Origin of the sequence: Vibrio satsumensis (assembly GCF_050337435.1) — a bacterium.
GTDB classification, from domain to species: Bacteria; Pseudomonadota; Gammaproteobacteria; order Enterobacterales; family Vibrionaceae; genus Vibrio; species Vibrio satsumensis.
On sequence record NZ_JAKJSX010000004.1, the window covers coordinates 545,671 to 570,389 of the forward strand.

The following is a 24,719-nucleotide window of genomic DNA, read 5'->3' on the forward strand; positions in this document are numbered from 1 at the left end:
TGATGATGGAAAACGAGATACTAATCATTAATTTGTATTCCTCCCCAAGCACTCCAACCTTATGCGGACAATCGAATTTACTGTATCAAACGACGGTGCGATTTCTTATTTGAGGCGCTTTTAGATAAAGAGTAGAATCGCCTACCTTATACTGTATTTAAGCTCTCAAAACACAGTAGACTCATAGCCATTTATCACCATCAAGTAAGACGACTATATGCACTCATCAAAACCAACGCACGACTCAGAAAACAGCCATACACCTGAGCATTGCTTCACTCGTTTTCAACAGTCGATCGAGTCATATTCGTTGCCTGAACGTTTCACCTTTCCGTTCTACTATGAACCGCACCCATTGTGTGAGATCGCCTCTCAACAGCTTCAACAATATCTAGACACACAAACCGATTGGCAGCATGACTTCGGGCTAGATTCTGACTCTGGTCGCGGCAAAATGTTTGGTGTGTTGTTAGTAAGAAGCCCAGAAGGTGATCTGGGTTACTTCTCTGCTTTCTCTGGGAAAATCGCCGACCAAAACCTGCTGCCCCATTTCGTGCCACCGGTATTTGATATGTTGAGCAGCGACAGCTTTTTCCATCAAGACACGGCTGACATGATGGCTGTGAATGCGAAATTTAAAGCGCTGCAAGTCAGCGCTGAATATCTCGAATTGTGTGAGCAGTTAGCACAGCAGAAAGCACAGGCAGAGCAAGAGATCGAAGCGCAACGTTTGTTGATTATTGAAGGCCGAAAAACACGTAAAGAACAACGTGAACAAGGTAAAGAAAATCTTGATGAGCAAGCTTTCGAACAACTAAATAACGAGCTAAACAAAGCCAGTGTTGCCGACAAGAATCAGCAGAAGTACCTTAAGCTCAACTGGGAACAAACTCTGAATGAGCTTCAGGGCAAAGTTGACGTGTTTACCACTCAATTAGCTGAACTCAAAGAGCAAAGAGCACATATATCTCATCAGCTTCAACACAAACTGTTTTCACAATACGCTTTCCAAAATGCGGAAGGCAATGTCGAAGACCTTAACCAGATCTTTGAAAATACGCCAAACAAGATTCCACCAGCAGGTTCTGGCGAATGTGCTGCGCCAAAGCTTCTGCAATATGCGTATCTGAATGGCTATACGCCACTGGCACTGGCGGAATTTTGGTGGGGCCGTTCTCCGAAATCGGAAATTCGCAAACACAAAAAATACTACGCTTCTTGTCAAAGCAAATGTGTACCAATCCTTGGCCACATGATGAAGGGCCTTGAAGTGGATCCAAACCCACTATTAGAGAACCCTGCTGAAGGCAAAGAGCTCGATATTCTGTTCCAAGATGAACACATTGTCGTGGTTCATAAGCCAGCTGGTTTTCTATCCGTACCGGGAAAAACCATCAAAGACTCGGCCTACACTCGCGTTCAAGAAATGCATCCTGATGTTGAAGGGCCATTCGTTATACACCGCTTAGACATGGCGACCTCTGGCATTCTGATATTTGCCCTTACTCGACGTGCGAACAAAAGCTTGCAGAAGCAGTTTATTACTCGTGAAGTCGAGAAGCGATACGTAGCTATGATTGAAGGTGTTCTGGCTGAAGATGAAGGTTATGTTCGATTACCGCTGCGTGGTGATTTGTACGATCGCCCTCGTCAGATTGTCTGTTTCGAACACGGAAAGCCTGCAGAAACTAAATGGGAAGTGATTGAACGCAATCAAGAAACCACCAAGGTTTACCTACACCCTAAAACAGGACGCACACACCAATTACGAGTTCACTGTTCACACGAAGAAGGGCTCCATATGCCAATCGTAGGTGATGGCCTATATGGCAACAAAGCTGACCGTCTTCACCTACATGCAGAACGACTTGCTCTACACCACCCAATTACTAAAGAGTGGATGGAATTCCAATTTGAAGCAGAGTTCTAAAGATTCTCATCAATAACGAGTCTTAATGAAAGGAGTCACACCATTTGTGGCTCCTCTTCTCCCATTTCCCCGCATTTCACGCCCTCGTTTTGCCTAACTCTTTCGGATATATCTCCACGCTTATTGCACTACATCAAGGTTCACTTCATTTTGAGGTGTAGGATGCCCCTCTTCACCTTTCCTTGAGGCCTTTGATATGTCATCAGCTGCTTTGAATCTGCATTCCAATACACAAACATCTTCTTTGGCTACTGCGCCAATACCAACACGAACACCAACAAACTTAAAGCCAATCACAACGAAAAAACCGGATCTGAATTCGGCAATGCTGAGTCTCATCGAAGAAGTTAAAAATGAACTCCCGCTCTATGAGTCAGAGACATTCATTTGTGGACCAAAAGGAAATTGCTCAGGTTGCTCTAAGAAATTGCTAGAGATGGTCGACACAGAATTGATGTACTGGGAGCACAGCATTTCAATGGGACAAGGACCAAACTTCGAAGAACTGCGTCGTTTTGGCAAGCTATGCAGCAGCGTAAGACGCGGCTTAGAAAGAAACGGCTTGGTAGAGAAACGCCCTAGAAGAAGGTGACTAGAGCCAAGTCGTTAATTTTGGTACTGAAACACGATCTAGGGCGTCCTCGATCGTGTTTGAGGTCTCGCCCTCACTGACTTGAGCGCATATTGACTCCAATTACCTCAATTGGAGTTAAACCATGAAATGGATACATTTACTGTTCACACCCCTACTTTTCCTTTGCGCTTCATCAATCGCTTCCGATGTCGGATTCACCCAGATAACCTTAACAGACGACCCTATTCGCCCCCTCAACACTGCCATTTGGTATCCCACACAAGATGAATCAAACACGTCCTTGATTGGCGATAACCCAGCCTTTATAGGCACGAGAGTCATCAAAAATGCCAAGATCCAATCAGGTAAGTTTCCCGTTGTCCTCATATCGCATGGTTATCGTGGTAACTGGCGAAACCAGAATTGGTTGGCGACCGAACTTGCACATCTCGGATACATAGTCGCCTCAGTCAATCATCCGGGAACAGCATCTTTTGACCAATCCCCAAAGCAAGCAGCGAAATGGTGGGAAAGACCGCGAGATATCACACGAACTCTCGATTACCTGTTAAGCGAAGTGCTATGGAAGCAATCTGTTAACGCCAACAATATCACTGCAATCGGACATTCATTAGGAGGCTGGACAGTGATGCAATTGGCAGGAGCGAAAATCGATAGACCAACCTTTGAGGCCAATTGTCTCATATACCCTAACCCACGAACTTGTGGGCTTGCTGAAGAGCTAGGGCTAGACAAAGTCCAAGCTGAAGAACCAAACCAAAAAGACCTTTCAGATCCTCGAATTCAACGTGTAGTTAGCCTTGATCTGGGGCTTTCACGCAGCTTTTCAGTCGGCAGCCTAAATGACATTAAAGTGCCAATCTTAATACTGGCGGCTGGGATTGATATTGGCGACTTACCTCAGGCATTAGAGTCTGGCTACATGGCAGAGCATATTCCTCTTAGTTCGAGACAATACAAAGTCTACGAAAACGCCACTCATTTCAGTTTCATTCAACCATGTAAATCAGGAGCCGAAGTAATACTTGAAGAGGAAGTACCGGGCGATGGCATTATTTGTAAAGACGGCTTAGGATCTTCACGCGGTGAGCTACATCAATTGATATTGAATGACATTATTGGCTTCCTGAATCGATAAACTTAGAAGTAAACAAACTCAATCTAACACTTATGGCGAGCTTCGAAACTCACTCGGAGTTTGCCCAGTAATCCTTGAAAACTCTCGATTGAAATTGGACTTGGTTTGAAAACCTGAATTGAGGAAGATATCGGTTATCGTGTCATCACTTTGCTTCAATAGAGTCTTGGCATACTCAATTCGATAAGCGTTGATCACCTTCGAAATGTTCTCATTATGAGTTTGGTTTACCGCTGACGATATCTTGCGAGCTGGGATGCCTAGCTTTCGTGCCAAGCGATTGAGAGACAGATCAGGATCCTTAAATAATTGATGCTCCCTCATTAATGCATCGAACTTAACCATGATCTGCGCGGTTTCTTCTGCTTGGTCTTCATCTAGGCTGCTCGCTAGTGTAGTCGATGTGTCAACTTCTTCTGGAGAGCGTTGTGACATGGAAGATAAATCCTGAACCTGCTTGGTTTTTTCTTCGTCAGGCGTGCTCATACTGACCACCATCACAGCGGACACAATGGCGGGAATAAGGACAAGGTAGCTTAGCGATAAAATCAGGTGGGTGTGCTGCGCATCCAACAGCAAGATATCGTAAAAGAGCACACCGTCGACTAAGGCGGAAAATAGTAGCATTACACCTGCAACTCTTTCAGCAGCCAGCACTTTCGATACATCGGTCAGCCGCACTTGTTCCGGCACTCGCAGCGACGACTTCAGCAGCAAACTACCATATCCGAGATAGAGCAAGATCAGCAATACATCAAGAGTTCCCGCCCAGAGATGCGCATAAAAAAGTGAGCCAACTAAAACAGCAATTGGGCCTAGCCAATGAAAATGTGTACTGGATTGACTTCGATGAGCTCCTGCAAAGCATAACCAAGCCGCCACTGGAACACTAGCACCGAGAATGGGTTGTAAGAAGCGAAACAACGCAATATCAAACGTCCATCGCAGGCCCACTACCGTCACCATCAACGCGCAGAGAATGATAAACCAAAATGGCTTTTGACTGGTTTGTGGGTAACGGCATCGAAGCAGCACACCTGTCATCAATAACAACAGCGCTGCGACAAATGGTAAAGGAATGGCAAGCATCAATAGTCCGTTTGAGTTCGAGAAAAGATCACTCCGCTTCAAGCACTTCATTAGCGAAGTGACTGAGCGAACCAGTGATACATATTGAATATCAATCTATGGTAAATCATTCCTCCGATAAAAATCTAGAGCGAAACCTTGATGGTGTTAAACCAATGATTTTCATAAAGACTTTTCGGAAGCTGTTAACGTCTTCATATCCAACTAAGTAACTGATTTGTTCTACAGGTTTGTGTGAGCTTTCCAGTAGCTCACACGCGCTTTGAACACGCACGTGTTGAATATAGTTAATCGGAGTCAAGGTCGTCGCTTTGGTAAATTGTCGGATAAAGGTTCTTCGCGTCATGAAGGCTTCCTCCGCCAATTGATCAAGCGTCAAAGGAAGGTGGTGATTCTTTTGAATAAAGCGCTGCACAGAGACAATCTTGTCATTCCCATGAGCGTAGTTAGGCACAAAACTTTGGTAGTAGCGCTGCTCTCTCAACCCCGTATCCAACACCAGATACTTACCCAAATTACGCGTATTGGTCGGCGTCGTGTATTTAGTCAGGATAAACAGAGCCAAATCCATCCACGACATCAAACCACCAGCAGTAATGATGTCATCGTCATCGATCAGGATTTTATCGATATCCACTTCGATTCCAGTATGTAGATCCGAAAACAACTGTTGAGCTTGCCAGTGCGTTGTGACGGTTCGCCCTTCCAACAATCCTGTTTGAGCAAGAATGAACACGCCTGCGCACGCTGAGCACAATATTGAACCCTTTTGATGAGAGTCAATCAGGTAATCCGTTAGCCTATCATCACGGTCTAGGTAGTAACTGCCATCTAGGTTGGGCGGTAATAAAATGATATCGGCTTTAGACTCTTCACCTGAATTAGCCGATGAAACCGATAAGTCGCCATAAGGCTTAATCTCAACCTGAAACTGAACCGCTTTATTGCCAGAATCAAGGCTGTTCGCCATCTGAAGGAACTCTTTTACTCCAAACACAGCGCTCTGCAGAGACCCTGGGTAATCGATGATTTCGACCTTCACTGATTTTGTCACTATTGCCATATAGTCTGTCATTTTTGACGTGCGTTAAAAAACACAGGGTAGTCATAATATCCCTACACCGCAACACACTAAATACAAAGGTATAGACTATGAAGAACACAGCCCTACTACTTATCGACTTTCAAAATGACTATTTCCCTTCATACGAAGGTGCAAAATGGCCGCTATCTGAAACAGAAAAAGCAGCCGAAAAAGGTGCACAGTTATTATCAGCTTTCAGAGACAAGCAACTTCCTGTGGTTCATGTACGTCATGAGTTTCCGACGAATGATGCTCCGTTCTTCTTGCCAGAATCAGACGGTGCTCAAATCCACAGCAGCGTGACTCCGCGAGAAGGTGAGCCAGTCATCGTAAAGCATCAAATCAATAGCTTTAGAGATACAGAACTGGACAAAGTATTGAAGGAACAAGGCGTTGAAAGGTTGATCATTGTTGGCGCGATGAGCCACATGTGTATTGACGCAGTGACCCGCGCAGCAACCGATTTAGGCTATGAATGCCACGTAGCGCATGATGCTTGCACAACCTTAGACATGGAGTTCAATGGCGTTAAGGTTCCAGCAGCGCATGTCCACGCCGCATTCATGGCTGCACTGAGCTTTGGTTATTGCAATGTCGCGACAGCAAACGAGCTTGAGAGCCTGCTTAAATAAAGCTCAAAATCAAAAGCCAGCTTCTGAACAATTCTTGTAGATACAAAAAAGGCGCCGATTACGGCGCCTTCTCATTAAAATCTATTTTTACTAAGCTTGAACCACTTGGCGTGCTGGGTGTTTGATAAACACAGCAACAACAGCCACGATAGCAAGTGCAAAACAGTAGTATGAGTTAGAAACGATCTCTAACGGCGATAGGTTAAATACCGAACCTAATAGCAATACCTGAGCACCGTATGGCAACACACCTTGGATCACACAAGAGAAAATATCCAATAAGCTTGCTGAGCGACGAGGAGATACGTCGTTCTCTTCTGCTAATTGACGAGCAACACTACCAGAGACAATGATCGCTACTGTGTTGTTTGCCGTGCACATGTTCACCATAGACACCAAACCAGCAATACCCAACTCACTTGCGCGGCCATTCGCTTGCTTAGAGTGTGAAGAGCCGAACGCACGAATCATGCTACTTACTAGGTTAGTCAAGAAAGCTAGACCACCTTGGCGACGCATCAGCTCACTCAAACCACCGATCAGCATCGACAGTAAGAAAATTTCCTGCATGTTGCCAAAGCCAGCATAGATATCTTGCGCGTAATCCGTTAAGCCGTAGTTCTCCACTGACCCTAAGCTAACGCCACCCGCCAGTAAGATACCGATGGTTAGCACAACAAACACGTTCATACCTGATACTGCAAGAATCAAGATAGTGATGTAAGGCAGTACTTTAAGCCACTCAATAGGACCCGTTTCAGGCACTTGAGTCGCTGTGCTGTTAAAAGCAAAGATAACAATCGCGATAAGTGCAGCAGGAAGTGCGATACGGATATTCTCTTTAAACTTGTCTCTCATCTCACAGCCTTGCGAGCGCGTAGCAGCAATCGTGGTATCAGAGATGATAGAAAGGTTATCACCAAACATCGCGCCACTTAAAACAACGCCTGCTGTCAGTGGAATGCTCATGCCTGCTGAATCAGCAATGCCTAGTGCTACAGGAGCTACCGCGGCGATGGTGCCCATCGACGTACCCATTGCTGTTGCGATGAAAGCAGAAATTAGGAAGATACCCGGTAGGATCATGCTCGTCGGGATTGCCGACAAACCAAGGTTTACCGTCGCATCCACACCACCAGAAGCCTTAGCAACCGCCGCAAAAGCACCCGCTAATAGGTAGATCATACACATTGCGATAATGTCTTTGTGACCTACTCCACTCAAGAACTGTTCGATAGCACGGTTCAATTTATCTTTGCTCAACAGCAGCGCCAACATCACAGCAGGTAGAGCCGCAATCGGAGCTGGAAGCTGATAGAAAGCAAAATCGACGCCTTGCAACGACAAGTAGGTACCTACGCCAATAAACAGCGCTAGGAACACGATCAGAGGGATAAGCGCTACTGCCGAAGGGGCAATAACCGCATTAGAATTTTTTGAATTGGACATGGAACGACAACACTATAGAACAGGAAGGAGAGCAGACTAATGTCACACTTAGGACTTGTCAACGTCTAGACGTCTAAACGCCCAATATAATGCAAAGTAATAAGAACTCTATTGAACATCACATAATAGAAAAGGCTATTTACTCACCAGTAAATAGCCTTTCGAGAACAAATTGTTCATACGTGAAGCAGATTTTTAGAGACCTGCTTTCTTAATCAATAGAGCTTATAAATAACCTAGCGCTTTGGTGAGAAAGTCACTTGGTACTCTCCGATACCATCATAAGCAACGGTTGTTAGCTCGTCGAAGTCAAGCTCAACCACACCACAGTAAGACCCTGTAATGATTGCCTCACCCGCTTCAAAACTTACTCCACGCTTGGTCATGGTATCGATCAACCAGTAAACGGGATTTTGAGCTAATGCGTTAGGGTGAGTACCAGAAAATGCCTGTACTTTTCCAGCTTGCGTTATGGCCACTTCAACCTTGGCCGCAGCAAACGCTTTATCTTTCTCTATCTCAGGACCAAGAAACAGGCCTTGGTTTGCCAAGCAATCGGCTAAAACCTCGTAAAACTCCGCGCCACTGTCATCAGCAAAGCGAGATTGAATTAACTCAAGTGCCATATGGCAAGATCCAATGGCATCATTGACTTGTGCTTCGCTGTAGCCATTTGAGTTTGCAGGCAAAGGCTTAGCCAGTACAAAAGCGATTTCTGGCTCTACTCGGGCTACCTCTTTACCTGGCACTGAACCTGTGTCTGCGAATAATTCACAAATTTCACCTTGCTGCACGTTGCCAGCGAAAATAGGCGCTACGATAAATTTGTTTTCTGCAAGAGGTAACAGACACTTCCAGCCCCCCACTCTATCTGCGCGAATTTCAATCATGGATTCTTGAATGGCTAACGCATCATCTAAACTGGTTGGGCGATATTGTTCGATTAATCTTGGCGCTTTAGTTCCCGCTGTGCGACGGCTTAATAACTCTTTAGCCGCCTGCTCAAATACACTTGTCATAATATACCGTTTAATTTAGAACGATTAGAAATAGGCTTGGGCAATGACATCACTCATGTGATGGTTGCACCATAAAGTGTTCAAAGGCCTATTGTCACATGTCCCGCAAGTGAACACATACCGCTAAGTCAATATATTAAAAGAAAAGCCAGCACCTGATGATCAGATTGCTGGCTTTTTGAATATGTCATTGCGGACAAGCGCTACGCGCCTTTCAGCGTCTTCTTAAGATTTTGCATGAAGTTTCTGAAGTGAGGCATGAAATCTACAAACAGAGGGTGTTTTCTATCTTGCATCATCAACGGTCCCAGTAAGCGAATACTTACACCTAGTCTCGTTGCGGATTGCTCATCTAAACCACTGTCCTGCTTAATCTTATCTACAATCGCGAACATGTTTTCTCTGTCTTCAATTTCAAACTGCATGGTTTGCAGCTCACGATCTTCCTTGATGTTCACTTCTTCGATAGTGATACGGTAGTGATTGTGTTTGCCTGTGATTGTTTGCATCGTCATTACTGTCTCCTAACTTGAATTTTCGAACAATTAAGTTGATAATGTCAACCATAAATACAATGATTGATATTGTCAACTACATTTCTAAGGATCGTTTATGTCTGATAACACATCGTTAGAGTCTATCTTTCGCTTAGTGCACTCTTTGAAACGTCAAATGAGTGAACAGATTGAGAGCTTGGATTCTGAGATCGCACCTATGAATATTCGTGTCATGAAGATCATTACTAAGAAATCTCCATGTACGGCTATCGATATCGCGCACTTCCTAAACCGCGATAAAGCACAGGTCACGAGGTTAGTTAATGCGTTGATCAATCAAGAACTTGTGAAGAAGTCTCCAAACCCTGAAGACAAGCGTAGCCAGTTGTTGGTGCTGACTAATAAAGGTGAAGAGATCATGACTAAGGTTTCGAATATTGATCGAGAGATGCTACAGAGAATGACTAAAGGCATGAACGAAGATGAGCTAGAGCAATTCAGGAAAATTGCAAAGAAAATGGCGCAGAACTTAGAGAGCTGATCTTAAAAATAAAACGAAAAAACGCCACCGAATCGAATAATCGGTGGCGTTTTTTGTAGAATTTGGTTTTACCTAGATATAAGCATGCCAAAATCGACTTTGAAAACGCTTTATCCTACTCGGTAAGCATTAATCAGCAGACCATACATTCTTGAAATCTGGCCATCCCCAGTTGGTGATGGCCACGTTTTTCAGAATCCCTTGGAAACGAACGGTCTGCAAGTGATGAAACATAGGCACTAACCAATAATCTGAGATCAGAGTAGACGCGATCGGTTCTAACTCTGCCAAGTAATTAGGCAGTTCAACGGATGCTTTATGACTATCCAAACGCTGCTTGAGCCAATCACTGTTCATCTCTCCTAAAGCAGAATGCAAAACAGGATCGTTCATCATCCAAGAGAACAGCGAAGACGGGGCATTGTCATCGAGATTCAAGTTACACAGCACCAAGTCCTCCTTTAACTCGCCACTCTGAGAGAGCTCCGCCAACTCTCGAAAACTGTAGGTGTTCACCTCAACTTCCACGCCATATCGTTTGAGTATGTCGGATACGCAAATCGCACATCGATACAACGCATAATAGTCATAAACCGCAATACTCATCTTTTGTGGCAGTTGCGCATCTTTCGAAGGCGTTCGATACAATTTCTTCCAACTTGGCAGTATATTTTGAGCTAAAGAGACACTAAACAGGCCCTTGTTATGTTCCAACTGAGACAAGATCGCTTGTGGGTTGGTCAGTTCTGAAAGGTATTTGCGCTGCTCATTATTTAGTGAACTGGCCGCTGAGTTCTGATTGAATAGGATAAACAGACACCCATCCTCGACTCGGCTACGAAGGCCGTCTGTATCTGCAGAAACAAGTTCCGCATCGCTTTTCCCTAACTGATGGAAGCAAGATGAATCTTCATAAGGCGATACCTGCATTTGGCTGCCATCGAAGCGAGCAGTGCCCGTCATTGATTCCTCAAACTGCCAGATGGTCACCTCATCGGTTAAAGAGCGGCAACCATAATAATGTTCAAATGCGGCGAGCTTGATTCGTTCATTGTTGGTCTCAACCACTTTAAATGGGCCGGTTCCAATAACAGCATGGGTCACAGAACTTAATGGAGACGGTTCACGGGTGACTTGCGCTGCGGGTTGAATCGAATATTTAACGCCAGCAAGTAAACCAGCAAAGCCGGTATCTGCCTTGGTGAGTTGGAAGCTGACCCTCAATGGTTGTTCACTGTAAACCGAAGCGACATGGGCGAGCTCTGTCTGATAGAAAGGTAAAGTTTGCAACGCAGAAAACATCGAAACTAATTGCTTAGCATCCACAAGCTGCCCGTCATGGAAAGTAAGTCCCGGGCGCAGATAGAAAGTCCAAACTAGCTTTTCAGCATCATATTGCCAATGATGTGCCAGCTCAGGCTTCAGCTCGCCTTTGCCATTGCAAGTCACTAAACAACTGAACACTTGCCTGATCAAAAATCGTTCACTACTGCGGTGAATATGATGCGGGAACAGATCTTCGAACTTACGTTTGTAGGTTAATTGGACGTGCAGTAACCCTTCGCGCATCGTCGCACCGGATGTTTCTTGGAGAAGAGAGCCAAACACTGAGCGGTCATTATCCAAAATAGAGAGTGCTTTTTCGTACTTGCCCTGCTCTATCAGCTTGCTGGCAACATGTTGCGTCAATTGTTGATTACTAAAGCGCAATGTCAGGTTAGAACGTTGATTCCTTCCGACTTTTGGCTCCCACACCACCCATTCAGCTTGATGCATCTTGCCGAGTAAGGTTCGTGCATGACGCAAACTGGTAAACAGCTTGTCTGCGACCTCAGTTAAAGTCACCGAGTGTGAGATGTTAGGCTCGAATAAATCCAGCCGAGTGTAGTAACGCATCATGTTTAGATCAGACAAATAATGAACCTTTTAGAAACAATCCTTCCTCATAAAGCCGATTATAAAACACATTTGTCTTTAAGTGACGATAAAAGACAAAAACAGGAACAATCATATAAAAAATCATCTGTTTATTACTTCCTATTAAATAACCATAATTAATGGGTCAGCAAGGAACTTTGAGTTCCTACCAAAGCCCAATACAAGAGAAGTAATCATCATGAGAAAATACTATCTTAATAAGCTAAAAAGCACCTGTAGCAAGCTCGAAAGAGAAGCACTACGAACACTTATAGAGCTATGTGACTGGCGTTATTAGTACACTTTTAAGCACCGAGTTAACGCGAGTTGAGTACAACCTAATATGCTCCTACCCCCAATATGAGTTAGGTCTCAACTCGCTTTTCCATTCCAAATCCCCTCTCAACCCAGATGTACCAATCGCTCGCGCATTCGATAAATTTCTATTATCGACTCGACAAATTTAATTCGTTTTCTTAGTTAAACGAAAAGCCTTAAGGTTCGCCCCGAAGCAAGCAAAGAGCCTCAGAAAAACTGAAAGCTCAGCTAACAACTAATTTATTTGCAGTTACCAATCAGGTATTAACTAAGGAAACGCCATGCGTATCGCAATTCTTTCTCGCAACGAAAATCTATACTCTACTTCTCGCTTAAAAGCGGCTGGAGAAGCACGTGGTCACCAGGTCGATGTTATCGACACGCTGCACTGTGATATAGATATCGCGAGTAACAATCCGAAGATTCGCTACATGGGTGAAGAGCTACCTCAATACGATGCTGTTATTCCACGTATTGGCGCTTCCATTACCTTTTACGGAACTGCGGTTGTTCGCCAATTCGAAATGATGGGAACTTTTTGTATCAATGAGTCAGTAGCAATCAGTCGTTCTCGCGACAAACTGCGCTCACTACAACTGTTGTCTCGTAAAGGTATTGGCTTACCAAAAACAGGTTTCGCTAGCCGCCCAGATAAGATTCAAGACTTGATCAAAAACGTAGGTGGCGCGCCACTGGTTATCAAGCTTCTTGAAGGCACTCAAGGTATCGGTGTTGTTCTAGCAGAAACAAACAAAGCAGCAGAAAGCGTTATCGAAGCGTTCATGGGCCTAAAAGCGAACATCTTGGTTCAAGAGTTCATTGAAGAAGCAAATGGCGCAGACATTCGTTGTTTTGTTGTTGGTAATAAAGTAATTGCAGCGATGAAGCGTCAAGCTGGTGAGGGTGAATTCCGCTCTAACCTGCACCGTGGCGGTACAGCTCAACTGGTTAAACTATCTAAAGAAGAGCGCGCGACAGCAATCAACGCGGCGAAAATCATGGGGCTAAACCTATGTGGTGTAGATATTCTACAATCTAAGAATGGCCCAGTGGTAATGGAAGTGAACTCTTCTCCAGGCCTAGAAGGTATCGAGAAAGCGACAGGTAAAGATGTAGCAGACATGATTTTCGAATTCATCGAAAAAAATGCAAAACCAAACGCTAACCGTACTCGTGGCAAAGGCTGATTTAACGCCGTTAACTCATGATTGGAAATAACATGAACAATAAAATGATCATAGGGAATACAGAAGCACTTTGCTTACCAGAGTTAGGGATAACTGGACTACATACACGTGTTGATACAGGAGCTAAAACCTCTTCTCTACACGTAGACAATCTACTATGTGTAAAAACAGACGGTGAGAACTTCGTTGAATTCGATCTTCACCCAGACGTTTACCACCTAGAAGAAACAGTACGCTGCAAAGCGAAGCTGAAAACAAGTAAGAAAATCAAATCATCTAACGGCGAAGTTGAACACCGTTGTGTGATTGAAACCATGCTAAAAATCGGCGGTCAGGAATGGCCTATCGATATCACGCTAAGCAACCGTCAAGATATGACTTATATGATGCTGCTTGGTCGTCAAGGCATGAGTGACAAAGTGATTGTTGACCCAGCGGGTGAATTCCTGCTGACTCACTAATCAGAGTCATCGTAACCGCTCCACAGGTTATAACTAAAGCTAGTCACAACGATATAAGGCCAGTCTCATGACTGGCCTTATTGCGTTCTATTCTTTAATTTCTAGTTTCTGCTTTTTACTTTGGCTTATCTATTTCTTGGATTTACCATGAGACTGCAAACCAAAACGCCAAATCGATAACAGCAGTTTCTTAGCTTTGATTTTGGTTACCCGCCAATGCGTCACAGGTCTTCTTGGGGCGCTCATCAATAAGTGTTCAAAGGCTGTCTCACTAAAATCGACTTGTCCTCCATGCGCCACTAGCAAAGTATCCAGCTGCATGTCATAGATACGAGATACTGACTCTCGGTACTTGTTAGGGTGAAAGATAGGGAAAGGCGGAATCAGCTTCTTCTTAACCTCGACCATTAAATCAGCCACATAAGCAACGCTATGTGATGGGCAATAGACAGAAAGATCTCTGTCGGTATGACCCGGCGTTTCTAGAACCAACCAATCATCAAACCCCGGAATACTATCCCCATCCGACAGCTTATAGTCCGGTTTCAACTTTCTTGAATACCACAAGTTCGCTTTGGGTCTTCCTAAACGGTTCGCCATCCATCTTGCTAAGGCTAGATCAGTCAAGTGCATCAAAATACCATCAATGCCGTGATACCAATCTTTGTCTCGGTTTGCTGCCACCAAATAACAATTAGTCAGTTTTCTGAGTGCATGCGCAGCGCCTGCATGGTCTGGGTGCATATGCGTCACCACCACCGTGTGTAGATCAGAAAAATCACGCATAAGCTCAGTTTCAATGAAAGTCTTCAAATGCGGGATGTCGGCTCGACATGCACCATCGAGCAACAGTAATTTGTCAGGATACTCCACCAAGTACATATCTTGGATGTAGCCTTTAATGGTATGCAGCTGCAAACCCACTCCTTGCGATAAACCAACTGGTCAGACCTACACCATAGCAAACTTACAGCCAATTGTGATCATTTTGTTAAAAGCAACAATCTCAAACAAGATAGAGAGCTCCAATCAAGATTTCTATTGGTATCCACAACGTTACTAAAATCCAATTCAACTCAGAACAATGGAAGCACATTCCGAAAATACTCATCTATTTCATCCGGTAGTTTTCACCATTATCGAATGCAGCATTGCCGTAAACCTTGCTCTATAAACCTTATGATTCAAGCTGCCAACACTATTTATCGTGACGACAAAACATGTGATTTGTTGCCCTGAGTTATTAGGACTATATATGCGCCTCTAATTTATTGTCTGAGTGCTATACATGAACCAACTAATCGATGCTCTTTCTACCCAAGGTTACTTTGTTTGGGATGACTTCTTAACGCATGAAGAAGTGGTGGCATTGAGGGATTGCATTCCAGAGAACTGGAAAAAGGCTAGGATTGGCCGTAACGATGAAGTAACACGAGAGTCGACCATTCGTAGTGACAAAATTCAGTGGGTACGCCGCGACATGGGCGAGCCAGCTTCTCTGTTCCTAGACAAGATGGAACAAATTCGTTTAGCGGCAAACCAAGCGTTCTTTTTGGGTCTGTTCGAGTACGAAGCGCACTTTGCTAAATACGAAAAAGGTGATTTCTACCAAAAGCACTTAGACTGCTTCAAAGGCAATGAGAACCGCCGTCTGACTACCGTGTTCTACATGAATGACGAGTGGACAGAAGAAGACGCAGGTGAGCTTGTGGTTTACGATCTGAAAGACAACCATATCGCGACCATTCCACCAAAGTCAGGTCGTCTATTTGTGTTCTTGTCTGAACAGTTCCCACACGAGGTACTGCCGACAAACACAGAGCGATTCAGTATCGCAGGTTGGTTCCGTATTAACGGCGTGAAAGACAACCAACTCGATATCGCACACTAAATATTGGTCTTTAACACCGGAACTTTAAAACCTCTCGATTGAGAGGTTTTTCATTAATGTGGACAACGAAAACAGTGCCACTAGAGCACACCTTCAATTTGCAGAGTAACCTCTAGACAAATCAATATAACGATTAATCTAGCGTAAAAGAGAAAAGTGATATTTAATAACTATTTACGATGCGCATTCAAGAAGGATTAATTATGTCGTCTATCATCGTAGGTCATCGAGGTGTAGCAGGCACTCACCCAGAAAACACCAAAGCAAGCATTGAACAAGCCGCTAAACTCGGCTTGAAATGGATTGAAGTAGATATTCAACCGACTCAGGATGATCAACTTGTGGTTTGTCACGACCACACCCTTGAGCGCTGCAGCGATGGCAAGGGTCGTGTCGACGAGCATACTCTTGCAGAGCTGCGTCAGCTTGATTTTGGAAGTTGGAAATCTGAACAGTTCGCGGGAGAAAAAATACTAACGCTAGAAGAGTTACTTGCACTTGTTGAGCAACATGATCTCAGCGTCAACCTCGAAATCAAAGTCGACAGCCGACATCAAGCTCCTCATGTCGTTGATTTACTGCACGAAGAGTTGATTCGCTCAAATTTGGACACCGATAAAGTCTTACTATCGAGCTTCAGCCATCAAGTGGTTGCTGAAATGGCTCGCCACTTACCGAGATACCGCGTCGGTGTGATCACAGAGCAACTGACTCAAGCTGATCTTATGCTCATTAATGAGGTTAAAGCATTCAGTTGCCACATGAACTATGAGCATGTAAATCAGAGCGATCTCAATACGCTCAGTGAAGCAAACATTCAAACATGGTGCTACACCGTCAACGATCCATCTCACTTCAAACTCATCTCAGAAGTCGATGCCGTATTCACTGATTTTCCGAATCAATTTAGCGCTATAAATTGAGCACGCGAATACTGCAAAAACAGCCTCGAGAGACTTTAAAATTAACTCTCGGGAAACCTTAAAATTAGGTAGCAAACACAAGTGAGTAGGAGTACATTCCGCTACTCACTTGGTTTCATTAGCTCGCTCTATTTAGACAGCTTCATTGGTTACTTAATTTATGGATCTCATTTTTAGTCCAATCTTCCCAATTTTGGGGGCAATCTTCATTTTCGCCGCTATTGTTCGTGGCTTCTCAGGTTTCGGTTTCACTTTAGTGGCATTGCCATTGAGTGCGTTATTCGTGCCCGTTATCGAACTGGTTCCTGTTTTCATGCTTATCGACCTATTAGGCAATATCCAATTGCTACCGAAGGTTCGAAAACACGTCAATTGGCGCTGGGTTTCAAAGGTGTTTATCCCTTGTCTAGCCTTCACTCCGGTCGGCTTACTTCTGCTCAAGTCTGTTAGCCAAGATACAATAATTTTGATCATTAGTGCCTTCATTTTTGCGTCTGCACTTATGATCTACAAAGGGTTCCAGTACAAAAGTGAACCTAGATTTGCTCCCTATATTCTGGGCAGTCTTGCAGGAGTAATGAACGGCGCGGCTTCAATGTCAGGGCCTCCGATTGGCACGCATGCATTGGCAAGCCCAGTCGCACCCCACATTGCCAGAGCAGGCCTGATTGCGTTCTTTGTGTTGGCAGATTCCAGTGCGTTTGTATCGGCATCTATCGCGGGGTTAGTCGACCGTGATGTGGTCTGGCTTACTCTAGCACTCCTACCAAGTAGCATGTTTGGCGGCTATGTCGGTTCTAAACTGTTCGAGAGATTTGGCGGAGCGAAGTTCAAACCAGTCACCATTGCCCTGCTCATCGTGATTGCGATATTCAGTGCAGGTCGAGTCTTGCTGTAACTGGCTCTAGCGGTGCTGTTCAGGAAAATTGGGTACCGATACCTACCATTCGATATGGATAGGGGTACCCATTTTTACAAGTTGGAGAAATTCATCCATATCTTGATTGGTTAATGCGATACAGCCATCCGTCCAATCAAAGCTTTGAATAAAACTAGGCGAACGACGCTCTCCATTTTTGATACCGTGGATCTTGATGTTCCCCCCAGGATCAACATCATTTTGCTCTGCCCATTGCATATCTGAAGGTTGCGGATAGTTAATATGTACTGAGCGATAAAAGTCCGACTCTTCCATCACATAATCGAGCTGGTATGTCCCTTCCGGCGTTCGGTTGTCCCCTTCAAAGCGTTTATGCCCTTTCGGTTGTTTGCCTAGCGCAATACGAAACTCCTGAATCACCTTTTCGCCTTTAAGCAGATACATCCTACGTTTCGATTTATCGACTTTGACCAAGGTGACCACTTGCGACAACGAATCTACCTCAGAATCGATATCCGGTACGTTGTAAAACTGCCGAGAGGAACTTTGAGGCGAACGTTTAGATGAACCTTGAGATAGCTGAGCAACTTGTTCACCAGAATCACTTTTGAGAACATCATCCACAACAATCACATGTTTGGAGTTTGAGCTCACTGAAGAGGTTGAACTAGAGGAAGAAGTCGAGACACGTTGAGAGTGAGCAGATGTCGATTCAAATACGATAGTTTCGATAGCCGTCGCGTCAGATACGATCTTTTCAACGACAACCTTCTCAGCGTATACACTCGAAGTCACAAACAGTAAACACAGTGATAAAGGCAAAAACAGATGCACCGTTAGAGCTCCTCAAAACGCATGGACATGGTTCGTGACTGGGTTTCCATCCCCAACGACTCATAAAAACCCTGAGCTTGCTGATTAAACTCCATCACTTCCAATCGAAGTTCGATCGCGCCACTCGCTTGCGCCCATTGATTGAATGACTTCATTAATGCTCTACCGACACCTTGGCTCTGAGTCTGATCATTCACCACAATCGTATTAACTCTTGCCACCTTGTGAGACTGAATGAAACTGACACCTTTGTTCTGCGTTACTTTCCCCGCTAAAAAGCCGATCACCTGCTGATCATCAACAGCAACAAAGAAAGCACCAACCGGATCAAGCATTAAGCCTAACCAATACTCTTCACTATCGGCCCGGCTCTGTGAAACTGGTGCAAACACCATAGGCGCACCTAGATGATGTTGACGGTTTATCTGCTCAGAGAGCTCCAAGATCGAGCTAATATCAGTTACCTTGGCGGTCCGGATTTGCATATTATTACCTTATTTGAATTCCATAATACCTTAGCAAAAATGGCTTAGTTGTGCACCGTTACACTGATCAACCCAGACGCTCAGTGAAGGCTGATTATTAATATTAGGTACTAAATTTGGGGAAATTGTTCCGTAAATCTCGGGCACATTGCTAGGCGTTGAGTGCTACTATCTCTGCAGAATCAATACGCTAACAACTGGATACCACTATGATTAAGTTTGCTGTAATTGGAACCAATTGGATTACACAAAAGTTTGTTCAAGCTGCTCACGAATCTCAATCGATGCAACTTGCTGCGGTTTACTCTCGAAACCTAGACAGCGCGGTACAGTTCGCTCAAGAATTTGACGTTGAAACAACTTATGATTCACTCGACGCATTGGCAAATGACAAAACTGTTGAAGCCGTGTACATCGCTTCACCAAACTCGCTGCATTGCGAGCAATCTATCTTCATGATGGAAAACGGCAAGCATGTCATCTGTGAGAAGCCTGTCGCATCGAATATTGATGAAGCAACCCGAATGTTTGAGGTTGCTCAGCAAAACGGTGTAGTGTTGTTTGAGGCGTATAAATCTCAATTCCTACCGAACTTTAAGCAAGTTCAACTTGGGTTAGAAAAGATTGGCAAGGTACATAAGGCACACATCAATTACTGCCAATATTCATCGCGCTACCAAAAATACCTAAACGGTGAGAACCCAAACACCTTCAATCCTGCTTTTTCTAACGGCTCATTAGTCGATATTGGCTTCTACTGTGTTGCCGCGACAGTCGCGCTATTTGGCAAACCCAAAAATGCACAGGCTTCTGCAAAGCTACTTGATTCCGGTGTGGATGCGCATGGTTGTGCGATCTTCCAGTATCCTGAGTTTGACGTGACGCTTGCTCACTCCAAAGTCAGCGACTCTTACGCACCAAGCGAGATCCAAGGCGAGCAAGGAGCAATCATCATCGATCACATCGCTGAATGTACTGATGTTAAGATCCGCTACCGTGATGGCAGCATTGAAAACCTCACTCAAGCACAAAGCGAGAACTCAATGAGTTATGAAGCACAAGGCTTTGTAAGCTGCATTGAGGGTGATAAAGAAACTCAAGCTCACGCCCAACAACGCGCTTTAACTGTTGCCAAGTTAATTACAGAGATGCGTCAGCAAGTCGGTGTCGTTTATCCAGCCGATAAATAACATCACTGCTAGGGTAACCAGCTGATTTTTAATAAATACCGATTTATGCATAACTAAATTTAATCTTTACGACAAACAACCGGATTAGTCGATTGGGGTACCATCTGTTTAAATCCGCGTTCGATATCTATCGTATTAATTTAATTTATTGAAGGTGTGTAAAGTGTTTTCAGTTGATGATCGCGTTGTAGCAACAAAAGGTGTTGAGCTAGGTGAAATGGTAGTAATTGGCCTAAGTGCTGGTGGCGGCTACGTTCACGTTACAACAGTAGAAGGCGCAATAATGACGCTTACTTACCCTGCAAAAGACCTTAAAAAAGCATAGTCTAACCGCTCCGCTCTTTTAGTAGTCACTCTGCTAAAGGTAACAAAATTGAGGCCTTGGCTGATTTCACTCTTCTGCATTAGAGTGAACAGCCAGGGCCTTTTTTATACCTACAATCCCTTACCAGCCTCCCATTAGTTTACTCATTGCAGTAAAACTAGCTCCAACAGACAATTGAATGAATCAAAGACTATTTGCATCAAGTACTTGTTGTTTGTTAATGCCTACAGTTTATTGGTGCTTAACGTTTATTGAGACTTAGCGTCTATTGAAGCTTAGTATTTGCAAGACTTTCTGGTACATTAGCATTATCTTATATTTGTAATTACCTGAACTAAAGGAAGCTATGAAGCTTTATATTTACGACCACTGCCCTTTCTGCGCACGAGTAGCCTACATCGCTCAATCTCTAGGCTTAAACATCGAACTTGTTTCTGTGGATTATGATGATGCCCAAACCCTTATCGATTTGATCGGCAAAAAGATGGTGCCTGTGTTACAAAAAGACGACGGTTCTATCATGGCTGAGAGCTTAGATATCATCGCGTACTTCTTGGATTTGAAATCAAGCGATGAGCAGCGTGTGCCATCAGAGCAAGTCACTGTATTCCAAGCTCGCGCATTCCCGCTAACTCAACAGATTGGACGCCCACGCTGGTGTAACCTCGACTTGGCTGAATATCGCTCTCCAGGAGCCAAAGAAGCTTGGCGTGCCAGTAAAGAGACTGAAGGTTTTAACTTTCAAGAGCTCTTAGAAAAGACACCTCAGTTCGTTCAACTGATTAACCCATTACTGAAAGATGCCGAGCTCTTACTGGATCTAGAGAATGGTGAGTCATCACAGCCTCTTATCGACCAAGCAGTGTATTTCTCGATGCTTCGTGGCTTCTACGCAGAGGCGACAATAGAGTGGCCACATGACTTGAACCGCTGGATGGAGAACAAAAGCAAAGTGCTCGATATCAGCCTACTGCGTTAGTCGTCTCAGCTAAGATGAAATAGTAGCTTAGAGACTAAAGTACACGCTAGAAACAATGCAGCCTCGATACAAACATGCATCAAGGCTGCTTTTTCCTTTCTGAAAGTGAGTGAAGTGAAGTCACCTCATATCATTGAGTAAATGCTGGATATTTCACTTCTTGTGCTGGTTTAAAAACTCTAGCTCCTTCACGGTTTTCTCAGCTGACATTCTTCACTTTAAATTGACCAACAATGTTCTGAAGTTGTTCCGATAAGTTCACCAGTTCTTGGCTCGACTCTACCGTTTGTTCAGCACCCACAACGCTTTCTTTAGTAATACGGCTAACATTCACTACATTCTGATTAATCTGTTCTACCGTGACACTCTGCTCTTCTGAGGCACTGGCACTCTGCGTACTCATATCAGAGATACTATTAATGGAACGAGTAATAACATCAAAAGCTTGCCCTGATTTCTCAGCATTCTCTACACTCTTCTTGGCAATATCACTGCTTTTCTGCATGCTGTTCACTACATCTTTCGTCCCAAGCTGTAAGCGCTCAATTAAGCCTTGTATCTCAGAGGTCGAATCTTGTGTTCGTTGAGCAAGACTTCGCACTTCATCAGCGACAACAGCAAAGCCTTTTCCTTGCTCTCCCGCTCTCGCAGCCTCAATAGCTGCATTTAATGCAAGCAAGTTAGTTTGAGCGGCAATATCTAATATCACATCAAGAATACCGCCAATATTGGTGGCTTCACGGGAAAGATCTTCAAGACGATCCATCGTGCTTTCGATCTCAGACTCCAAAGAATTAATGCTCATCGTTGTCTCTTGCACTACGGTCAAACCTTGCATCGCTTCCTCACTCGCTTCACTTGCTGATTGAGCAGTATCAACAGCATTTCTTGCGACTTCTTGAACGGATATAGACATCTGGTTCATCGCAACAGCAACTTGATCTGTCATCAACATTTGCTCATTTGCACCGCTATTCGTAGTCACCGTAATATTGGTGAGCTGAGTTGATGAACTACTCAATCGTTCACTTGCAACCATCATGTTGCCAATGATTGTTTTTAAGCTTTCTGCGGTTGCTTTCAACGCGTTGGTTAACTCTCCAATTTCATTCTTCGCACCTTTTTCAATATTTACGGTGAGATCCCCTTTCGCTAGTTGCTTAGCGACACCGATAACGTAGTTTATCTGTGAGGTGATATTTCGAGAGATCAAAGCACCGAAACCGAAACAGAATACGACTGAAGATACACCACCAACAACGAGTACCATCAGAGCTAAATCGGAGGCTGAGCTTGCTGCCTCTTTTCTTTCTACCATGAGTACTTGCTCGACGTTAATGATTTCAGCCACTTTATTACGCAAGCCATCCATATATTGCTTGCCCTGCTTTTTGGCAAGCTTAACGTAAAGTTCATCAATGGAACTAAATCGGTTGGATTCACGCACCAATGTAATCGCGCTCGATGCATAATCGTCAATCCATGATTGAATATCACGCGATAGTTGGCTATTCCCCATAGACGCTAGCTGCTTATCAACTTTCGATTTGCCTTGATGGTAAGGTTCTAAAAAAGCTTCTTCACGATTTAGCATAAATCCACGTAAACCTGTTTCCATGTTTACCATGTGATTAATAAGAGCCTCGCCATTTAGGTAACGCCCTGTAGCAATCTCAGCTCGCAGGTTATCCATTTTCTCTTTACCGACACCACTCGCGATCAATGCTTGGAGTTGGTTAACGTAAGCCTGTCCATCATGGATACTCTTACGTAAAACAATAACTTCTTGAGCATACTTCTGCCATTCCATAGCTGCTCGATTTACTTCATCAAATCGTTGTTGCTGAGCAGGGTTGTCACTAGTGAGCATTTTGACTGTCGATAAGCTCTCTTCAAAAGCCTGCTTACCTGCATGGTAAGGTTCTAGATACTCTTCCTGGCCACCGATCGCATAACCTCGCAAGCCTGTCTCTTGGTCGACCATCGAATTAACTAAGCGATTGGATTGATCAATCACCTGGTAGGTATGCGTAACCATTGCATCGGTGCTATTCAACGTTTTAATCGAATTCCACACGACGACGCACAGCGTAACTAAAATGCTTACCGTGATGACATTACCGAAAAGTAACCTACTGCGAATAGTAAGCTCTGATATATTCATAAACTGTTTTCCCTAACCTGTTGATGAACTGACGTATGTATTTGTAATAATTATCGGTTATTTAGTTAACCGTTCTCTAAACAATAGGTACACATCCGGTAAATAGGCAAAGAAATAAGCTATTTTTTCATAAGTATTTTAGAGGAAAGAGCTAACAATGAGAGAGGGGAAGGTTGGATGTAGCAGATATAAATAACAGAAAAAGCGACTTCACTGCTCCTTATAACAGACGCAATGAAATCACAATTTAGGTATCGTCGATAACACGCTAAAGCAACCGGCGTCTCAAGCCAGTTCGCTCTAAGATTCGCGTTGAAATCTCTTCAACCGATAACGATGAGGTATTGATGTACGGCACAGCCTCTCTGCGGAACATCGCCTCTACGGTTTGTAGCTCATACAAACATTGCGAATCACTCGCGTATTCACTGCCCGCTAAACGGTTCTCACGAATCTCAGTCAGCCTTTCTGCGTCAATCGTTAAACCAAACAACTTGTGTCGGTATATCTCAAACTCAGGCAGCAGCTTCAAGCGCGCTAAATCATCATGGATGAATGGATAGTTCGCTACACGCAGACCAAACTGCATCGCCATGTACAAGCTTGTTGGTGTCTTACCGCTTCGAGATACACCTAACAAGATGATGTCGGCTTCTTCCAGCCCTTTGAGCGTGATGCCATCATCATGAGCCAAGGTGTACTCAATCGCAGCAATACGGTCGAAATACTTCACTGAGTCCTTATTTACACTGCGTGAGCGCTGCAATTTGGGAACAGGAGCCATCTGAATGTCATCCTGTACTTTCTGCACGATGCTTTCCAACACGTCATAACAGTGAGCAGGCGCTTGAAGCAATTTCGCTTTGATGTCAGGTATCACAATCGAAAAGAACACCAATGGTTCGACTCCATTATCGCGATACGAAATTTCAATCTCTTTTAATAAATCAGAAAGTTTGTCCTCACTTTCCACAAACGGGAAGGTTTTTTCATTGGCTTTGAACGGGAATTGACCTAGAACAACATGCCCTAAAGTCTCACATGTTATGGCCGTTCCATCAGAAACATAGAATACATCACGACTTTGAATATCAATTTGCATTTTTTATTTAATGTTTAAAATTATTTTGAGTAGGATGGGAACCATAATATATATAACGAAACCCTGCTGACTATTACGTCCCCCACAGC

General features: G+C 44.0%; 25 protein-coding genes. 13 read left to right on the plus strand and 12 right to left on the minus strand.

Annotated elements, in window-relative coordinates:
* The first annotated feature begins 217 nt into the window (after positions 1–217).
* Entirely contained in the window at positions 218–1,930 is a 1,713-nt protein-coding gene (locus tag L4C44_RS05420) for an RluA family pseudouridine synthase (protein ID WP_146492719.1), read from the plus strand.
* 120 nt (positions 1,931–2,050) lie between these two features.
* Here the strand turns inward: L4C44_RS05420 and L4C44_RS05425 are convergent, their stop codons facing one another.
* Positions 2,051–2,269: a hypothetical protein gene (locus tag L4C44_RS05425; protein WP_371713602.1), complete on the minus strand. Its 219-nt coding sequence runs from the start codon at positions 2,267–2,269 to the stop codon at positions 2,051–2,053.
* On the opposite strand from L4C44_RS05425, the gene L4C44_RS05430 reads away from it, so the two are divergent.
* On the plus strand, positions 2,175–2,522 hold the full coding sequence (locus L4C44_RS05430) for a hypothetical protein (RefSeq protein ID WP_371713601.1): 348 nt from the start codon (positions 2,175–2,177) through the stop codon (positions 2,520–2,522). The genes L4C44_RS05425 and L4C44_RS05430 overlap by 95 nt on opposite strands.
* 124 nt (positions 2,523–2,646) lie before the next feature.
* Positions 2,647–3,663, plus strand: coding sequence for an alpha/beta hydrolase family protein (locus L4C44_RS05435; protein ID WP_285953543.1), 1,017 nt, complete (start codon positions 2,647–2,649; stop codon positions 3,661–3,663).
* 30 nt (positions 3,664–3,693) lie between these two features.
* Here L4C44_RS05435 and L4C44_RS05440 read toward each other — a convergent pair whose 3' ends face one another.
* The gene (locus L4C44_RS05440) at positions 3,694–4,752 is read right to left on the minus strand and encodes a helix-turn-helix domain-containing protein (RefSeq protein WP_146492716.1); all 1,059 of its coding nucleotides are present in this window, start codon (positions 4,750–4,752) and stop codon (positions 3,694–3,696) included.
* Between the two features lie 106 nt (positions 4,753–4,858).
* On the minus strand, positions 4,859–5,815 hold the full coding sequence (locus L4C44_RS05445; protein WP_428804547.1) for a GlxA family transcriptional regulator: 957 nt from the start codon (positions 5,813–5,815) through the stop codon (positions 4,859–4,861).
* An 89-nt stretch (positions 5,816–5,904) separates the two neighbouring features.
* Between L4C44_RS05445 and L4C44_RS05450 the strand changes: the two genes are divergently transcribed.
* Positions 5,905–6,468 carry a cysteine hydrolase family protein gene (locus tag L4C44_RS05450; RefSeq protein ID WP_372385279.1) on the plus strand — a complete coding sequence of 188 codons (564 nt, stop codon included), beginning with the start codon at positions 5,905–5,907 and terminating at the stop codon, positions 6,466–6,468.
* 90 nt (positions 6,469–6,558) lie between these two features.
* On the opposite strand, the gene L4C44_RS05455 is transcribed toward L4C44_RS05450, so the two are convergent.
* From L4C44_RS05455 to L4C44_RS05465, 3 genes are all read right to left on the minus strand, one after another.
* The gene (locus L4C44_RS05455) at positions 6,559–7,917 is read right to left on the minus strand and encodes a Na+/H+ antiporter NhaC family protein (RefSeq protein ID WP_428804548.1); all 1,359 of its coding nucleotides are present in this window, start codon (positions 7,915–7,917) and stop codon (positions 6,559–6,561) included.
* Positions 7,918–8,153: 236 nt separating this feature from the next.
* Complete coding sequence (locus tag L4C44_RS05460; RefSeq protein WP_428804549.1) at positions 8,154–8,936, minus strand: 2-keto-4-pentenoate hydratase; 783 nt, start codon at positions 8,934–8,936, stop codon at positions 8,154–8,156.
* Between the two features lie 203 nt (positions 8,937–9,139).
* Positions 9,140–9,445 (minus strand): DUF3861 domain-containing protein, encoded by a 306-nt coding sequence (locus L4C44_RS05465; protein ID WP_102423021.1) that lies wholly within the window; start codon positions 9,443–9,445, stop codon positions 9,140–9,142.
* Positions 9,446–9,548: 103 nt separating this feature from the next.
* Here L4C44_RS05465 and L4C44_RS05470 point away from each other — a divergent pair, with 103 nt between their 5' ends.
* The gene (locus L4C44_RS05470) at positions 9,549–9,974 is read left to right on the plus strand and encodes a MarR family winged helix-turn-helix transcriptional regulator (RefSeq protein WP_428804550.1); all 426 of its coding nucleotides are present in this window, start codon (positions 9,549–9,551) and stop codon (positions 9,972–9,974) included.
* Positions 9,975–10,103: 129 nt separating this feature from the next.
* Here L4C44_RS05470 and L4C44_RS05475 read toward each other — a convergent pair whose 3' ends face one another.
* Positions 10,104–11,888, minus strand: a complete 1,785-nt coding sequence (locus tag L4C44_RS05475; RefSeq protein ID WP_428804551.1) for an SgrR family transcriptional regulator — start codon at positions 11,886–11,888, stop codon at positions 10,104–10,106.
* A gap of 602 nt (positions 11,889–12,490) precedes the next feature.
* Between L4C44_RS05475 and rimK the strand changes: the two genes are divergently transcribed.
* On the plus strand, positions 12,491–13,396 hold the full coding sequence (gene rimK, locus L4C44_RS05480) for a 30S ribosomal protein S6--L-glutamate ligase (protein WP_017631357.1): 906 nt from the start codon (positions 12,491–12,493) through the stop codon (positions 13,394–13,396).
* A gap of 32 nt (positions 13,397–13,428) precedes the next feature.
* Complete coding sequence (locus L4C44_RS05485; protein WP_017631356.1) at positions 13,429–13,857, plus strand: ATP-dependent zinc protease family protein; 429 nt, start codon at positions 13,429–13,431, stop codon at positions 13,855–13,857.
* Between the two features lie 129 nt (positions 13,858–13,986).
* Here the strand turns inward: L4C44_RS05485 and L4C44_RS05490 are convergent, their stop codons facing one another.
* The gene (locus L4C44_RS05490; RefSeq protein ID WP_371714753.1) at positions 13,987–14,775 is read right to left on the minus strand and encodes an MBL fold metallo-hydrolase; all 789 of its coding nucleotides are present in this window, start codon (positions 14,773–14,775) and stop codon (positions 13,987–13,989) included.
* 370 nt (positions 14,776–15,145) lie between these two features.
* On the opposite strand from L4C44_RS05490, the gene L4C44_RS05495 reads away from it, so the two are divergent.
* The 3 genes from L4C44_RS05495 (at position 15,146) to L4C44_RS05505 (ending at position 17,569) form a co-directional block, all read left to right on the plus strand.
* Positions 15,146–15,748, plus strand: a complete 603-nt coding sequence (locus L4C44_RS05495; RefSeq protein WP_108020116.1) for a 2OG-Fe(II) oxygenase — start codon at positions 15,146–15,148, stop codon at positions 15,746–15,748.
* A 203-nt stretch (positions 15,749–15,951) separates the two neighbouring features.
* Entirely contained in the window at positions 15,952–16,671 is a 720-nt protein-coding gene (locus L4C44_RS05500) for a glycerophosphodiester phosphodiesterase family protein (RefSeq protein ID WP_285955101.1), read from the plus strand.
* Positions 16,672–16,831: 160 nt separating this feature from the next.
* Positions 16,832–17,569 carry a sulfite exporter TauE/SafE family protein gene (locus tag L4C44_RS05505; RefSeq protein ID WP_060981690.1) on the plus strand — a complete coding sequence of 246 codons (738 nt, stop codon included), beginning with the start codon at positions 16,832–16,834 and terminating at the stop codon, positions 17,567–17,569.
* A gap of 42 nt (positions 17,570–17,611) precedes the next feature.
* Here L4C44_RS05505 and L4C44_RS05510 read toward each other — a convergent pair whose 3' ends face one another.
* A complete protein-coding gene (locus L4C44_RS05510; RefSeq protein WP_146492707.1) occupies positions 17,612–18,385 on the minus strand; it encodes a L,D-transpeptidase family protein in 774 nt (257 codons plus the stop codon).
* A 2-nt stretch (positions 18,386–18,387) separates the two neighbouring features.
* The gene (locus tag L4C44_RS05515; RefSeq protein WP_146492706.1) at positions 18,388–18,870 is read right to left on the minus strand and encodes a GNAT family N-acetyltransferase; all 483 of its coding nucleotides are present in this window, start codon (positions 18,868–18,870) and stop codon (positions 18,388–18,390) included.
* 209 nt (positions 18,871–19,079) lie between these two features.
* Between L4C44_RS05515 and L4C44_RS05520 the strand changes: the two genes are divergently transcribed.
* The 3 genes from L4C44_RS05520 (at position 19,080) to grxB (ending at position 21,364) form a co-directional block, all read left to right on the plus strand.
* Positions 19,080–20,060: a Gfo/Idh/MocA family protein gene (locus tag L4C44_RS05520; RefSeq protein ID WP_239833989.1), complete on the plus strand. Its 981-nt coding sequence runs from the start codon at positions 19,080–19,082 to the stop codon at positions 20,058–20,060.
* 163 nt (positions 20,061–20,223) lie between these two features.
* Positions 20,224–20,385 carry a hypothetical protein gene (locus tag L4C44_RS05525; RefSeq protein WP_009846296.1) on the plus strand — a complete coding sequence of 54 codons (162 nt, stop codon included), beginning with the start codon at positions 20,224–20,226 and terminating at the stop codon, positions 20,383–20,385.
* Positions 20,386–20,731: 346 nt separating this feature from the next.
* The gene (grxB, locus tag L4C44_RS05530; RefSeq protein WP_371714759.1) at positions 20,732–21,364 is read left to right on the plus strand and encodes a glutaredoxin 2; all 633 of its coding nucleotides are present in this window, start codon (positions 20,732–20,734) and stop codon (positions 21,362–21,364) included.
* Between the two features lie 199 nt (positions 21,365–21,563).
* Here the strand turns inward: grxB and L4C44_RS05535 are convergent, their stop codons facing one another.
* Positions 21,564–23,528: a CHASE3 domain-containing protein gene (locus L4C44_RS05535; protein ID WP_428804552.1), complete on the minus strand. Its 1,965-nt coding sequence runs from the start codon at positions 23,526–23,528 to the stop codon at positions 21,564–21,566.
* 268 nt (positions 23,529–23,796) lie between these two features.
* A complete protein-coding gene (gene ppsR, locus L4C44_RS05540) occupies positions 23,797–24,630 on the minus strand; it encodes a posphoenolpyruvate synthetase regulatory kinase/phosphorylase PpsR (RefSeq protein WP_146492702.1) in 834 nt (277 codons plus the stop codon).
* Between the last annotated feature and the right edge of the window lie 89 nt (positions 24,631–24,719).

Excerpts from the sequence above, each read along its gene's own strand:
- L4C44_RS05460 (WP_428804549.1), bottom strand. The coding sequence starts at position 8,936 with ATGACAAGTGTATTTGAGCAGGCGGCTAAAGAGTTATTAAGCCGTCGC.
- rimK (WP_017631357.1), top strand. The coding sequence starts at position 12,491 with ATGCGTATCGCAATTCTTTCTCGCAACGAAAATCTATACTCTACTTCT.
- L4C44_RS05425 (WP_371713602.1), bottom strand. The coding sequence starts at position 2,269 with ATGAGACTCAGCATTGCCGAATTCAGATCCGGTTTTTTCGTTGTGATT.
- ppsR (WP_146492702.1), bottom strand. The coding sequence starts at position 24,630 with ATGCAAATTGATATTCAAAGTCGTGATGTATTCTATGTTTCTGATGGA.
- L4C44_RS05465 (WP_102423021.1), bottom strand. The coding sequence starts at position 9,445 with ATGCAAACAATCACAGGCAAACACAATCACTACCGTATCACTATCGAA.
- L4C44_RS05485 (WP_017631356.1), top strand. The coding sequence starts at position 13,429 with ATGAACAATAAAATGATCATAGGGAATACAGAAGCACTTTGCTTACCA.
- L4C44_RS05505 (WP_060981690.1), top strand. The coding sequence starts at position 16,832 with ATGGATCTCATTTTTAGTCCAATCTTCCCAATTTTGGGGGCAATCTTC.
- L4C44_RS05515 (WP_146492706.1), bottom strand. The coding sequence starts at position 18,870 with ATGCAAATCCGGACCGCCAAGGTAACTGATATTAGCTCGATCTTGGAG.
- L4C44_RS05535 (WP_428804552.1), bottom strand. The coding sequence starts at position 23,528 with ATGAATATATCAGAGCTTACTATTCGCAGTAGGTTACTTTTCGGTAAT.
- L4C44_RS05440 (WP_146492716.1), bottom strand. The coding sequence starts at position 4,752 with ATGCTTGCCATTCCTTTACCATTTGTCGCAGCGCTGTTGTTATTGATG.
- L4C44_RS05435 (WP_285953543.1), top strand. The coding sequence starts at position 2,647 with ATGAAATGGATACATTTACTGTTCACACCCCTACTTTTCCTTTGCGCT.
- grxB (WP_371714759.1), top strand. The coding sequence starts at position 20,732 with ATGAAGCTTTATATTTACGACCACTGCCCTTTCTGCGCACGAGTAGCC.
- L4C44_RS05450 (WP_372385279.1), top strand. The coding sequence starts at position 5,905 with ATGAAGAACACAGCCCTACTACTTATCGACTTTCAAAATGACTATTTC.
- L4C44_RS05455 (WP_428804548.1), bottom strand. The coding sequence starts at position 7,917 with ATGTCCAATTCAAAAAATTCTAATGCGGTTATTGCCCCTTCGGCAGTA.
- L4C44_RS05495 (WP_108020116.1), top strand. The coding sequence starts at position 15,146 with ATGAACCAACTAATCGATGCTCTTTCTACCCAAGGTTACTTTGTTTGG.
- L4C44_RS05520 (WP_239833989.1), top strand. The coding sequence starts at position 19,080 with ATGATTAAGTTTGCTGTAATTGGAACCAATTGGATTACACAAAAGTTT.
- L4C44_RS05500 (WP_285955101.1), top strand. The coding sequence starts at position 15,952 with ATGTCGTCTATCATCGTAGGTCATCGAGGTGTAGCAGGCACTCACCCA.
- L4C44_RS05470 (WP_428804550.1), top strand. The coding sequence starts at position 9,549 with ATGTCTGATAACACATCGTTAGAGTCTATCTTTCGCTTAGTGCACTCT.
- L4C44_RS05445 (WP_428804547.1), bottom strand. The coding sequence starts at position 5,815 with ATGGCAATAGTGACAAAATCAGTGAAGGTCGAAATCATCGATTACCCA.
- L4C44_RS05420 (WP_146492719.1), top strand. The coding sequence starts at position 218 with ATGCACTCATCAAAACCAACGCACGACTCAGAAAACAGCCATACACCT.